This window comes from Ruegeria sp. CDSB013, assembly GCF_059611165.1.
In genome coordinates this window covers 93,680-107,593 of the sequence record NZ_JBXWPA010000005.1, presented here as the reverse complement: position 1 = coordinate 107,593, position 13,914 = coordinate 93,680, and the positions used below count along the sequence as shown (strand labels likewise).

Sequence of the window (13,914 nt, the reverse complement as noted above, 5' to 3'; positions counted from 1 at the left end):
AAGTCGTTTTCAGACCTCAGATCAGAGGTCGAGTTCGATCACACCGTCAGGTTCAGCCGCACGGCTTTGACACAAGATGATCGCGCCCTCGCGCTGTTTGTTGGACAGAACGAAATCACGGTGCTCAATATCGCCGGAAACCACGCCGCATTTGCAGACGCCACATATACCGTCGGCGCATTTAACATCCACGTGAATGCCCGCCTCGTTCAATACCTGAGCGGCATCTTTGCCTTCCGGGACGGTCAGTTCCCTGCCCGACTTTGCCAGCTTCAACGTGAAGGGATGGTTTTCATATTCCGGCTGTTCCGGAACTGAGAAATACTCCAGGTGCCGCGCCTCTTCGGGAAATCCCTGCCTGTCGGCCGCTTGTATGACACCGTCCATGTAGCGATCCGGTCCGCAGGTATAGACGTGCCACCCTTCCTGATACCCCGACAAGACGGCATCCAGATCGGCGCGTGTTCCTTCATCTGAGAAATGAAAATGCACATGGTCGGCCCAGGGCATCGCCGCCAGATCGTCCAGGTACCCAGCCCCAGCGCGGGTGCTGGCGGAATAGTGTAACGCGAACGGCTTGCCCAAGCTGTGCAACCGATGAGCAAATGCAATCATCGGGGTGATGCCGATCCCGCCGCCCATCAAAAAAGTCTTTGTTGCGCTCTCATCCAGTTCGAAATGGTTGATCGGTTTCGAGATGAAGACCTTGCGCCCCTCACTGAAGATTCGATGCAACAGGGCCGAACCACCACGACCTTCATCCTCGCGCAGAACGCCGATCTGATAGACTGACCCGTCCGATGGGTCCCCCGACATAGAATACTGACGCAGAAACTCAGGCGCGACCAGCACATCCAGATGCGCCCCGGCAGTCCAATCCGGTAAAGGCGCACCATTCAGGGCCGAGAATTCATACTTAGTCACATCCGCCGTCATCTTGTCGACCTTGGTCAGCGCAACCCGCATCACCGGCGCATCGCCCGCGATCGAGTAACGATGCACGATCGATGTATCCCCTGCTGCCTTGCGGTTTTTGTATTCTTCGGCTGACACCATCGCCTGATAGGCCGCAATCCCGGCCTCGCGGTCCATCGCAAAGGGATATGGCCACGGATGGGGGGCCAGATAGGCAGGGTAGACGGCTAATGTCTGATCGTCGTACTTCAGGTCCAGATCCGTTTGCAGGTCACGCCGGTTCAGCGGATGTTTCGTCGGACGATAGGCTCCGTCCGTTTGCAATTCGATATCCCACCACCATTTCTTGGTGTCGTTCAATCCGCCATTACCCACGGCATCGTCCAGTTTCGCCAATGCCGGCGCGGCTTTCGGGATGTTTATCGCGGCCCAGCGGAACGGGCGTTCCTTGAAGATACCCTCAAGGTTCCACGGGCACGTCTTCATGCAACGCCCGCACATCGCTCCGCCGGGGGTGGTCACGCGATAGGTCGCACATTTCTGACTGTCGGATTTCCAGATCTCATAGCCGTTGAACATGAGTTTTGGCCCTGCGGTGATTGCCCCTGAAGGGCATTCGCGCGCGCATTTGTTGCAGCTTTCGCAGAAAGTCTGCAGGCCAAAATCAATCGGTTTGTCGTGCTCTATCGGCATGTCGGTCGTCACCGCGCCAGACTTGAGCCGGGGCCCGAGATAGGGGTTCAGGATGACCTCACCAATCCGGCTGACCTCGCCCAATCCGGACAGAAGCAAAAGCGGCGGCTGAAGCACCTCGCCATCCATGACCGTATGCGCCTTGGCTTTGTAACCCAGGTTGCGGATCTGCTGCGCGATTACACCGCCCAACAGCGAAAACCGCAGATAGGCGCGCATCGACTGGGCAACTGCGATCCAGTCGTCGCCACTGGACCCCTCCATGGTTTCATAGCCTTGATCGATGATCACGCTGATGGCTTGATCATGGGGCGGGTTGATCTCTTCTCCGGTCGCGTCGTGAGAGTACCACGCCCATTCCGGGCAACGGCTGAGGCCCACGGCATCGCCTCCAATGAAATAGGTCGCGGCCTTGATATTCGCGGCATTTCGGGCGGCATCGGTCGGGCGCGAGCCATCTGCGCTGTCGCCATCCTGCAATAGCACAAATGCGCCCAATGAGCGGCGCTGGGCGAAACTGGGGGCGGCCTTGCGCACATAGTGCCCCCCCCTGGCTGCATCCTGCAGCGGTTTGCCCATATCCCCGAATTGTGCGCGGGCAAACATGTCGGCGCGTTTGGGAACGCGGGCCACGTTTTCTTCGTCGATGTAGGTCGTTGGGTCTTCGACGCGCTTAAGTTTCTCGAACGGATGCGCCCCGTCCACGTAGCGTCGTTTGGCGTAAGCATCCCTGTTCAGCGCGTTCTTGGCGAACCCCGTTCCCAGCCACCACGCCGGACCTTGTGTACGAAACCAAGGTTGCTGCGCCATGGGTTGCAGCGGTTGATCATGCGCAATCTCCATCTCTGTCGTAACAGCTGCCAGACCAAACCGCTTGCCCAGCCACGGCACGACAACATCGCCATCCTCGACCGAGGCCAACCCAGCCGCCACCGCCAGTTTTCCTAGATCAACTTCAGAGGACATCGCGGTATGTGCCCGCGCATCGAACCCCAACAACCGGATATAGTTGGCAATCACCACCGCATTTTCGGTCGCCAGCAAACAGGAACGGTGGTCCTGCGCGTCCATGATCCAATCTGAACCAGGCTCGTCCGAGTCTGGATCACGGTTGTGTTCATAGACAAAGACGATGGCGTGGCGGTGGGTGTCCATCGACTTGGGCGCGGCCTCCATGCTTTCCTTCAGGTCGGCCATGATGACGTCGATGCCCGACGCCAGCGTTTTAGTCTGCCGGGTCTTCAGCGCATGGGCCAGACGATCAATGTCGGGGTTATGACGCGGCTGGGGCAGCATCGCCTCGGCAGGCAAAGGCCCGCACCCCATCATCGACGCGTCATTGAAATAGCCAAAAGCCTTAAAGTGATGGGCGCGCGTGGTCGGATCGGCCGGGATTTCAGAGGGCACAGCATTCGCGAATCCATCACGAATAGCGTCCATCATCGCCTGAAACTCACCCATGGCGTTGACGATGCTTTCAGGCTGTTCCGGCCGGTGAAAACTGAGTTCAGGCATCGGCGGCACGGCAGACAGGTCCGGCACAACGCTCTGACGTGCCAACCGCTCCAACGGATAAGGCCCCATGTGGACCGGCCGGTTCTTGTCCGAGAAAAAGCGGATCCCCATCGTGCGCCTCCTGATGTCTAGGTCTCACCTAATGCGGCGTGGACAGTAAATCCATTCATGAATAATCATAAGCGGTATGAGCAAAATAGATTTCATGGATCTGGATGGAAAAGTCCTGAGGGTCTTTCTGACCATTCTCGAAGAAAACTCGGTGTCCAAGGCCGCAGATCGGCTTGGCGTGACACAATCGGCCATCAGCCACACCCTGTCCAAACTTCGGGTGGTTCTGGGCGATCCGTTATTCATCAGATCAGGGCAGGGTCTGACCCCTACTGAGCGCGCCTTGTCCCTGAAAGATCCTGTTCAGCAGGTTCTGGACAATATGCGGGCGCTGACCGAGGATCGCCCGTTCGACCCGCTGTCCGAAGAGATGGTCTTTCACATCGCCACAAACGACATGCCGAGGGAATTGATTTTCCCGCAATTGCTGCAAAAGGTTCGGACCGAAGGCGTGCGGCTGGGGTTGGGGTTTATCCCATCAGGTGTTCCAGACCCTGAGCTGCTGCGCAGCGATCGGTGTCAATTGATGCTGACGCCTTTGCCGCCGGATGGACCGGACATCTTTCAAAAACGCATCCTCAGCAGCCCGCTGATGATCTATTACGATGGCGCGCGACGATCTCCTCCGGACAGTTGGGAAACCTATTGTGAAACCGAACATGTCGAAGTTCGTTTTGCGGATGGCCGCAGCTCGCGCGCTGTTATGCGGGGTGTCGATCAAAACCAGATCAGGCCACCGACGGTTACCCTGCCGCATTTCAATGCCATTACCTCATTTGTGAAAGGCGGCGACCTGATTTCAACTGATACGGCGTTGATGAAACACGGGCCGCTACATGCGTTGGATTGTGCACCTCTGCCCTTCGCGTGCGACCCTGTCTCTATCTACATGGTCTGGCACCAAAGATCTTCCAACGACCCGGCACATCGCTGGTTGCGTGACAGGATCGAAGCCATCGCAGCGACGCTTCAGGATTGAGACAGCAACCAGTCTTTCATCACTGCGACCAGCGCGGGTTGGCGTGGCTGTTTGGGTGTTACGATGTAAAAGCCCAAGTCCTCGACCAGCTCGTCCGGGATCGGGCGCACCAACTGACCGGCGGCCAACTGGGCAGAAACAAGCGGTTCGTTAGCAAGCGCAACACCCTGGCCCGACACGGCTGCGTCGATGGCAAGGCTGGTCTGGCTGAAACTCATCATCTTCGGCTTGCCCGTGATCCCTGCACGCTGCAGAAACAATGGCCACAGCCCATGGGTGTCGTTCAGCAGAGTGTGCTTTGTCAGGTGAGCAGGATGCGCAATTCTGGCCGCCATCTCAGGACCGCAAACCGGAATGAAAGTTGTGGAAAACAGAGGCACTGCGACCACCCCGGATCCAAACGGCGCACGCCCTTGCCGAACAGCAATGTCGACACCGTCCCCCTGGAAATCCGCCAGCCGTTCCCGCGCGTCGACCTGCACGGCAATATCAGGGTGGTGCCGCGTAAAGTCCGGGAGTCGTGGAACCAGCCATTTCGAGGCAAAGCTGGGCGTGACAGATATAGTAATTTGTCTGTCCCCAGAAAGATCCTCGACGGCCTCTTCGATCAGACGGAAGGCCCGGCGCAAGGGCGCATGGAGTCTGCGCCCAGCCTCGGTCAGCGCAAGGCCACGCGGCAGGCGGTCAAAGAGCGTCACAGCCAATCGTGCCTCAAGCCCGCGTACCTGCTGGGCGACGGCACCTTGAGTGACGCCCAGGTCCTCGGCAGCCAAGCGAAAGTTCAGATGCCGCGCCGAAGCTTCGAAAGCCCGCAAGGCGTTCAGAGGGGGAAGAGCCACCATCGTAGCACCCTGTAGTTTTTCTACATCATAAGGCCAGCAGAACTGATTGGTCAATCAGATCGCCAAAGCGCATCTTCATGCCATCAATGAATGGAGAAATCACATGACCAAAGTGGCGCTGATAACAGCGGGCGGCAGCGGAATGGGCGCAGATTCAGCCCGACGTCTGGCCGCAGATGGATTTAAGGTCGGCATCCTGTCGTCTTCGGGCAAGGGTGAGGCACTGGCGCACGAATTGGGTGGTGTTGGCGTGACCGGGTCAAACCAGTCGACGGATGATTTGCAAAAACTGGTCGATACCGCGATGTCCCATTGGGGGCGCATCGACGTGCTGGTCAACTCGGCCGGTCACGGACCGCGCGCGCCAGTGCTGGAGCTGACGGACGAGGATTGGCACACCGGTATGGACGTCTATTTCCTAAACGCCGTCAAACCAACCCGGCTGGTGACGCCGATCATGCAGAAACAAGGTGGCGGGTCGATCATCAACATCTCTACTTTTGCGGCGTTCGAGCCCGACCCTGTCTTCCCAACCTCGGGCGTGTTCCGCGCAGGTTTGGCCGCTTTCACCAAGCTGTTCTCGGATCATTACGCGGCCGACAACATCCGGATGAACAACGTCCTGCCAGGGTTCATCGACAGCCTGCCAGAGAAAGAGGAGTTCCGCGCACGCATCCCGATGGGCCGCTATGGACGCAGCTATGACGAGATCGCCTCGGTCGTGGCAATGCTTGCGTCAGAAGGCGGCGGCTATATCACCGGTCAGAACATCCGGGTGGATGGCGGCATCACCCGTGCGGTCTGAGGTCAGAACCGCGCTTTGACAAAATGGGTCAGCGCCGCGCCGGTTTCAAAATAGGCGCGGCGTAGCCCTTTCCACTTTTCCTGATACTCGGGGACTGCGGGCACCGGCAAAATACTTGGGTCGTCCTGCAACAGACTTTGGGCAATAAGGCGGCCAAAGACGGTGCCTGGTCCGATCCCACGCCCCGAAAATCCATGAACGGACAGAGCGTTGGGACCGATCTGCGTAATCTTCGGGATGTGGTCCGACGTCATAGCGATGCGGCCATGCCACCCTTCGACCAATGGCTGATCGGCCAGTTGCGGATACAGCTGTGCCAGTTTGCGCTTGATCCAGCTCTTGTGAATCCCGCCGCCTGCCTGATCCAGATCACCCATGGCACCGATGATAAACCGCCCCTCTTGATCCATTCGGAACGAGGTCATGATCAGGTCTGTGTCCCAGCACCCCTCATCCCCCGGCAAAACGCTAGCGCGCAGATTGTCGGACAATGGGGCCGTGGCATATTGGAAATAATAGACCGGCACATAGGCGGGGGCCGATGCGGTCAGATCACAGTGATAGGCATTGGTCGCCTGAATGACCCATTTGGCGCGCACTGTGCGCCGAGCAGTCTTCACCTCCCAGATTCCATCCATCTGCTGCATGGACAGAACCGGATCTTGCGTGGAAACTGACGCGCCAGCCTCGACCCCGGCACGGGCCAATCCACGCACATATGCCAATGGCTGGATGGTTCCGGCGCGCGGATCGAATAGGGCGCCACCAAAGGCCGCGCTGCCGGTGCGCTGCGCTGTCAGTTCTGCAGACAGCAACTCAACCGGTGCGCCAGCAGCGCTGAGTTGCGCATGGCGCGCCTGCAGATCCCGAAGACCCGCAGCCGAATGCGCACAGTGCAAAGTTCCGTTGCGCACAGGTTCGCAGTCTATCCCAAGTTGGTCGATCAGGCTGAACACCTCTGATGGAGCAGCAGCCAGAAGGTCAACCAGCCGATCCCCAACCATGTCACCCAGATGCGCGCGAATCTCAACGGGCGGCAACCAAAGTCCCGCATTCGCCAGCCCGACATTGCGGCCCGATCCGCCGTGACCGATGTCATGCGCCTCAAGCAGACAGACCGAGGCACCAGCCTTGGCTGCAGTCAGGGCCGCAGAACAGCCGGTGTACCCACCACCGATCACCGCCAGATCAACAGTGATATCACCGGTCGAAACACCGGGTTCGACATGTTCACGGCATGTGTTCAGCCAAAGGGACTGGTTGTGGTCGCTCACTTCGCGCTCCTTGAAATTGCGCGGATCATCAGGGCAGCGTCAGCCGGTTGCAAGCGCTCTTTGATCCTCGCGCCCCATGGCGATCAGGAAGGGTTGCGCATCCTGTTTCGCTTGAAAATCAGCCTTGTTACCCATGCCACGCCAGTTCGCCAGAACAAGGGATTGCGCCACTGCGCCACCTAAGGTTGCGCCGGGGCCGGTAACAATGAACATATCGGGCGCGAACTCTTGCGCGGCGGTCTGGATCGCACGGGTAAAGTCATAGGGTTCGGTCACTTGGTGACCCAGGGTATAATCCCAAAGCGCCAGCGTATCCGTGGCACCCGGCCACCAGATCTTTCCACGGCCGTCGATTAGGGGGCGTTCAGGCTGTCCGAACAAATTCGCGCCCAAGCGCGCACGCCCTTCGGCAGCGACCGGTGCCTGCAAGGATGTGTGAAACGCGGCATGGTTTGGCAGGCGCATCGGGAAACGGTCCTGCACCGTGGGTTGCGACGCCTCGAACGCCTTCAGCCCCATTTCATTGCCTGCCAGAACCAGCATTCCGCCCAGATCAATGGACAAAGCAAGGTCGTGACCGTCCATCGCATTGATGCGTTTCACATCCGCCAGCAGCTCTGCCTTGCGAACAGCGTCGTTCGCCCAACCGTCGTCGGCAAAGGGATAAACCAGTTGGCCACCGATCAGGTGATCCTGCATCAGTGTTCCCATCGTGTTCACTAAGCGAAACCCGCGGTCAGGCGACAACGCCCCGGCAGCGGCCAGCGCAATATACCACCCCATCGAGTTCCCGGTGACCGCGACCACCTCGATATCATCGGCCAGCGATTGCGCGTCCGCCAGCGAAGCTGCGTAGATGAGCGGTGAGGCAATATCGCCTTTTGAATACTTGGAAACTGTGAACCGCGCCGCGCCATCCAATGCGGTAACGGCCTCTTGCCCTGCTTCCGCACGTATCGCGTCGAAGCCCCGAAACATCGCATTCTGCTGCGCGTGATGGCGATGCAGATAGCCAAGCTCGGGCTTGTTGTATGTACCCCGACCAGGGCAGATGACGACTGCTGTGCGGGTCATGAGCGGCCCCCCGTCAGTTTTAGCGCAGCGGCGACAATCCCCTCTTTCGACGGCAGCGGAGCAGCATAAGCGGGGCCAGTGGCGATAAAACAATCTTCGGCCACGACGCGCGCGCTAGGGGTAGAGGGACTGTTTTCGGTGAAAAAGGTCATCAGCGCCTCGGACTGGCTGCCGGTCCGGCGACACTCGTCGACGATAAGGACGTGTTTGCAACCCTTTGTGGCCTGACGCAGAGCCTCAATCGGGAGAGGTGCCAGCCAGCGCATGTCGATGATACGGGTTTTCACGCCTGCGGCCTCCAACTCGGGCCGAGCCTGTTTCGACAGATAATGCCCGTTGCCATAAGTGACGATGGCCAGATCTTTACCCTCGCCATGCACGCCAACCTTACCCAGCGCGATACTCTGGCCAGGCGACGGATACGTCGTCATCCAGCCTGCGTCCTGTGCATCGTGCAGATCGCGCATCGGATAGAGGGCAATCGGTTCCAGAAAGACCACCACCCGCTGTTCTTCGCGCGCCAAACGAACGCATTCGCGCAGCATCTTAGCCGCATCTGCGCCTGTCGACGGGCAGGCAATGATCACGCCCGGAATGTCGCGCAGGACAGCCAGCGAGTTGTCATTGTGGAAATGGCCGCCGAACCCTTTCTGATACCCAAGCCCCGCGATGCGTAGAACCATCGGGTTGGTGTACTGCCCGTTCGAGAAAAAGGGCAGGGTCGCGGCCTCGCCCCTGATCTGGTCCTCGGCATTGTGCAGATAGGCCAGAAACTGGATTTCGGGGATCGGAATGAACCCGTTATGCCCCATGCCGATGGCCAGTCCCAGAATGGACTGCTCATCCAACAGCGTGTCGATCACCCGGTCCGGGCCAAAGCGTTGCTGCAGTTTCTGGGTCACGCCATAGACGCCGCCCTTGCGGCCGACATCTTCGCCCATGCAGACGATCTCGCCGTGCTCCAGCATCAGATCGGTCAGCGCCCAGTTGATCAGACGGCTCATGGATTGCGGATCATCCATTGCCCGCATGTCGCCGCCAAAGGCCTTGGCACGCGCTTCGGTACTGGGACCGTAAGTGGGCTTACAGATCCGTTTTGGCGGGATCAGGCTGGCCATGACCTCGGACGCCGTAGTCAGGTGCGGACGGGTTGCGGCCTCCGCCGCGATGCGGTCCGTGCGGGCGCAGGTATCTTCGTAGATTTTCAACGCCTGTTCCGGCGCCAACGCCCCGGCCTGTTCCAGCAAGCGCACCGAGTGCAGCAGGGGATCGTTGGCCTCGTCCGCCTCCACTTCGGATTTTGGTAGGTATGTAGTCGGCACATCTGCGCCTGCGTGTCCGTAAAGGCGGACGGTTTTCAGGTGCAGGAAGGCAGGTTTGCGGCGGGAGCGGACATACTCGGCGGCTTCCTTGGACACTGCGTAGGTCTCGTAGATATCCAGACCGTTGGCCTGAAAGTACTTGATCCCGGGGCGATGCTCCATCGACGCCTGTATCCAACCCTTGGGCGTTTTGACCGAGATTCCGATCCCGTTATCCTCACACACAAACAACAGCGGCAAAGGCGTCGACTGCACGCTGGTCCAGCCTGCGGTGTTGATCGCGCCCTGCGCTGTAGAATGATTGGCCGAGGCATCTCCGAAGGAACACATCGCAATCCCGTCCAAGGGCAGGTCACGGTGTTCAGGATCGTGTCTCCGCGCGGCACCTAGCGAATACGCAGCGCCCACCGCCTTGGGCAAGTGGCTAGCGATAGTCGAGGTCTGCGGTGGGATCGTCAACGCTTTGGACCCCAGTACCTTATGCCTCCCGCCCGAGGTCGGATCCTCTTTCGAACAGGCAAAACTCAGCAGCATGTCCCACGCGATCTGCTGGCCCGACACCTGCTCAGCCCGCGCGATCTGGAACGCCGCGTCCCGGTAGTGAAGAAAGGCGATATCGGTCGGGCGCAAGGCATGCGCCACGGCGGCCATCCCTTCGTGGCCGGATGATCCGATGGTGTAAAACCCCTGCCCCGCCTTCTGCATGGCCCGGCTGGTCCTGTCCAACGCTCGGCTAAGGACCTGTGACCGGAAAAGCGACACCGCATCGGTATTGCTCAGACCCTGCCGCGGCTTTGCTCCGTCGGGAAAGTCGCGATTGGCGACCCGGGTCAGGAAATTCTCGTGAACGATCTGGGCGCGGTCCATTGGGTGTCTTCCGGTCTTATTGGTTACAACTTGTCGGTAGCGTCCGCGATACGGCGCATACCTTCTTGCAGGCTTTCAGTGGCATAGGCAAAAGAAAGCCGCAAATGCCCCGGCATCCCAAACGCACGCCCTGGCACCAGCGCCACACCCGCCTCATCCAGCAGAAAGCGACAGAATTCATGGTCTGTGGCCATTTTCGCATGAGTTTTGGGAAAGACGTAAAACGCGCCATCCGGCACGGCACATTCCAGACCAGCGGCGTTTAGCCCTTCGGCGACGAGATCGCGGCGCGCTCGCATTGCCCGACGGCGTTCTGCCAGCAAGCCTTGCGGCCCGGTGATGGCCTCCAATGCTGCAGCCTGGGCAATCGAACACGCCCCCGACGTGATTTGCCCCTGCACAGCCACCATCGCCTTGATCAACTCAGCAGGGCCAATTCCCCACCCGATGCGCCAGCCTGTCATGGAATAGGCCTTGGACACGCCGTTTACGATCAACGTTCGTTCCGCTAATTCGGGAACGGCCTGCACAAAGGGCGTGAAAGGCACAAAAGACAGGTGTTGATAAATCTCGTCAGAAATCACCCAGACTTGAGGATAGTTTTGCAATACCGCGCCCAGCGCCTGCAATTCCGCCTTGGAATAGACCGCGCCAGTTGGATTGGACGGGGAATTCAGCAGCAGCCAACGCGAGCGCGGGGTGATCGCGGCTTCCAACTGATCCGGCGTCAGTTTGAATTTCTGCGTCGCCGGACAGCTGACGACTACGGGGACACCGCCAGCCAAACTGACCATATCCGCATAGCTTGTCCAGAATGGCGCAGCCATAATCACTTCATCGCCGGGGTTCAGAGTTGCCATCATTGCGCAGGACAAAACCTGCTTGGCACCCGTCGAAACGACTACGTTCTCGGGATGCGCGCCAGCCTCAGTCGCGATCGCTGATCGCAAAGTGGGCGTTCCTGCCGTTGCGGGGTATCGCGTCTGCCCGTCAATAGCTGCGCGGTGGGCCGCCTCAACAACATGCGACGGCGTTGGGAAATCAGGCTCGCCAGTGCTGAGCGCAATCACGTCGACACCCTGCGCCCGAAGGCGCGCGGCCTGTTCGGAAATGCGAACGATCTCTGACAGCTCAATACCGTCCAGCCGGTCGGCGGGCTGAAACTCTTGAATACTGGTCGTTAGGGTCATTGATCCACATCCACATTGGATTCCACGCCTCTGTATCGGGCTGGTGCACGGCAATTGCCAGTGATATTCCGTGTGAAAGGTATGAGGATTTGTAATATGATTGCGCCCCGTCGGTTTCTACCCTCGATCCCCTCACTTCTGGCACTGGAGGCGGTTGATCGCCTCGGCAGTGCCTCGGCTGCAGCCGAGGAGCTGTCATTGACCCAAAGCGCGATCAGCCGACAGTTGAAGTCCATGGAGGACCAACTGGGCGTTGCGCTCATTCAGCGAAACCAGATGCGATTGCACCTGACCCCCGCCGCGAAAGATTATGTTCAGGTGGCGCGCACAGCGCTAAACCAAATTGCGCAAGCGTCACTGAAACTGAAGGCCAACCCAACAGGCGGGTCGCTGAACCTGTCCATCCTGCCCGCCTTTGGAATGCACTGGCTGGCGCCGCGCCTGCAGGATTTTGCCCGTCGCCACCCGGAAGTAACCCTAAACCTGAGCACATGCCTCAAGCCGTTTGATTTCGAGACCGAACATTTTGATGCCGCCATCCACTTCGGCCAAAAGAACTGGCCGGGCGTCAACTACCTGCCGATCATGCGTGAAGATGTGGTTCCGGTCTGCGCGCAGGACCTGTTGCCCGATCAGGAGCAGGACTTGGGCTGGCTAATGACGGCTCCCCTGCTACATCTAGAGACTCGACCGGACGCTTGGGAGCGATGGTTTGCGGCACAAGGGCGTGACGTATCAGGGATGCGGGGAATGCTGTTCGATCAGTTCTCGACCATGGTGCAGGCCACGATCCACGGGCTGGGAGCGGCGCTATTGCCCAGCTATCTGATCGAAGACGAACTGAAAACCGAAAGGTTGGTTCCCGCATGGAACGGACCCCGCATCAGCCTTGGGCAATTCTTTTTGGTCTGGCCACAGTCACGACCGGAATCCGAACCGCTACGGTCGTTTCGGATATGGCTGCAAGGTCAGGTTGGCCAATTCTGATCCCAAACTGCGCAGCCTCCGGCTTTGCGTCCTGCGGACGGCAGAGGGGCCGGGCAGGTGCGGGCTGCGCCCGCACCTGCCCGGCCCAACGGGAGGAGACGTTTTCCAAAAACGTTGACGACAGGCGGGAGCCCTTTGGGTGCGTTACTTATCCAGTGAGCGGGCGATCAATTCTTTCATGATCTCGTTGGTGCCGCCATAGATCATCTGCACCCGCGCATCCGCATAAAGCCGGGCGATCGGGTATTCCATCATGAACCCGTAACCACCGAACAACTGAAGGCATTCGTGCATGATCTCGTTCTGCACTTCCGAACCCCAGTATTTCACCATCGAGGCCGTCGCCGCATCCAACGTGCCCGCCTCAAGTTGTGCGATGCAGTCATTGACGAAACTGCGCAGAACCTCGGCCTTGGTTTTGCACTCGGCCAGTTTGAACCGCGTGTTCTGAAAATCCATAACGCGCTGTCCAAAGGCCTTGCGTTCCTGCGTATAACGCACGGTCTCGGCAATCGCGAAGTCGATCGCACCCAGCGCCATGATACCGATGGTCAGGCGTTCCCACGGCAATTGCTTCATCATCTGATAGAAGCCCTGACCTTCCTCGGGTCCGATCAGGTTGGTCATGGGAACCTTGACGTCTTCAAAAAACAGCTCGGCCGTATCGTTGGCCTTCATCCCCAATTTCTTGAGGTTACGGCCGCGACGAAACCCTTCTGCGCCTTCGGTTTCTACGGCGATCAGCGATACGCCCTTGGATCCCTGCGATTTATCCGTCTTTGCGGCCACCAGGATCAAATCGGCGGATTGGCCGTTGGTGATAAAGATCTTGGATCCGTTCAGGCGATAGGAATTTCCATCCATGTCTGCGGTGGTGCGAACGGACTGAACGTCCGAGCCTGTTCCGGGCTCAGTCATGGCCAAAGCGCCGACCATCTCACCGGATGCCAGACGGGGCAGCCATTTGTGTTTTTGATCCTCGCTGCCGTATGCGTTCAGGTAATGGATAACGATAGACTGAATCCCAAATCCCCAGCCTGCATCGCCGCGTGCGGATTGGCCGTACAACGTGACCGCGTCAAATCCGATCCCGCCGCCTACGCCACCATATTCCTCGGCAATAGCGCCGGCCATCAGCCCCATTTCCCCTGCCTTGTTCCAGAACTCGCGATCGACCATGCCGTTTTGGTTCCAGCGTTCGATATTGGGCACAAGTTCGTCGTCCATGAACCGGTTTGCCATTTCGGCAAACATCTGATGTTCGTCAGTGACCCAGTTGGCGGTTGACTTGAATAGCGACATGTAGGCTTCTCCCAATTCGAATTTCGATCAGGGTAGCG

Annotated in this window: 10 protein-coding genes; 3 read left to right on the top strand and 7 right to left on the bottom strand. The window is 58.9% G+C overall.

The features are described from left to right. Positions 1-21: 21 nt before the first annotated feature. Positions 22-3,234, bottom strand: a complete 3,213-nt coding sequence (locus tag AC2FJF_RS10790; RefSeq protein WP_496725381.1) for a reductive dehalogenase — start codon at positions 3,232-3,234, stop codon at positions 22-24. Positions 3,235-3,328: 94 nt separating this feature from the next. On the opposite strand from AC2FJF_RS10790, the gene AC2FJF_RS10785 reads away from it, so the two are divergent. Then, a complete protein-coding gene (locus AC2FJF_RS10785; protein WP_496725379.1) occupies positions 3,329-4,213 on the top strand; it encodes a LysR family transcriptional regulator in 885 nt (294 codons plus the stop codon). Here the strand turns inward: AC2FJF_RS10785 and AC2FJF_RS10780 are convergent. Beyond that, positions 4,204-5,055 carry a LysR substrate-binding domain-containing protein gene (locus AC2FJF_RS10780; protein WP_496725377.1) on the bottom strand — a complete coding sequence of 284 codons (852 nt, stop codon included), beginning with the start codon at positions 5,053-5,055 and terminating at the stop codon, positions 4,204-4,206. The genes AC2FJF_RS10785 and AC2FJF_RS10780 overlap by 10 nt on opposite strands. A 103-nt stretch (positions 5,056-5,158) precedes the next feature. On the opposite strand from AC2FJF_RS10780, the gene AC2FJF_RS10775 reads away from it, so the two are divergent. Then, positions 5,159-5,860 carry an SDR family oxidoreductase gene (locus AC2FJF_RS10775; RefSeq protein WP_496725375.1) on the top strand — a complete coding sequence of 234 codons (702 nt, stop codon included), beginning with the start codon at positions 5,159-5,161 and terminating at the stop codon, positions 5,858-5,860. Between the two features lie 2 nt (positions 5,861-5,862). On the opposite strand, the gene AC2FJF_RS10770 is transcribed toward AC2FJF_RS10775, so the two are convergent. From AC2FJF_RS10770 to AC2FJF_RS10755, 4 genes are read right to left on the bottom strand one after another with little or no spacing between them, the layout of a single operon-like run. Continuing rightward, positions 5,863-7,134, bottom strand: a complete 1,272-nt coding sequence (locus tag AC2FJF_RS10770; protein ID WP_496725373.1) for an NAD(P)/FAD-dependent oxidoreductase — start codon at positions 7,132-7,134, stop codon at positions 5,863-5,865. Between the two features lie 39 nt (positions 7,135-7,173). Further along, positions 7,174-8,208, bottom strand: a complete 1,035-nt coding sequence (locus AC2FJF_RS10765; protein ID WP_496725371.1) for an ACP S-malonyltransferase — start codon at positions 8,206-8,208, stop codon at positions 7,174-7,176. Continuing rightward, complete coding sequence (locus AC2FJF_RS10760) at positions 8,205-10,397, bottom strand: dehydrogenase E1 component subunit alpha/beta (RefSeq protein WP_496725369.1); 2,193 nt, start codon at positions 10,395-10,397, stop codon at positions 8,205-8,207. Before AC2FJF_RS10760 ends, AC2FJF_RS10765 begins: the two co-directional genes overlap by 4 nt. A 23-nt stretch (positions 10,398-10,420) precedes the next feature. After that, complete coding sequence (locus tag AC2FJF_RS10755) at positions 10,421-11,587, bottom strand: pyridoxal phosphate-dependent aminotransferase (RefSeq protein WP_472722965.1); 1,167 nt, start codon at positions 11,585-11,587, stop codon at positions 10,421-10,423. Positions 11,588-11,683: 96 nt separating this feature from the next. Between AC2FJF_RS10755 and AC2FJF_RS10750 the strand changes: the two genes are divergently transcribed. Further along, positions 11,684-12,574, top strand: a complete 891-nt coding sequence (locus AC2FJF_RS10750; RefSeq protein WP_496725367.1) for a LysR substrate-binding domain-containing protein — start codon at positions 11,684-11,686, stop codon at positions 12,572-12,574. A 144-nt stretch (positions 12,575-12,718) separates the two neighbouring features. On the opposite strand, the gene AC2FJF_RS10745 is transcribed toward AC2FJF_RS10750, so the two are convergent. Continuing rightward, positions 12,719-13,876, bottom strand: coding sequence for an acyl-CoA dehydrogenase family protein (locus AC2FJF_RS10745; protein WP_496725365.1), 1,158 nt, complete (start codon positions 13,874-13,876; stop codon positions 12,719-12,721). Positions 13,877-13,914: the final 38 nt, after the last annotated feature.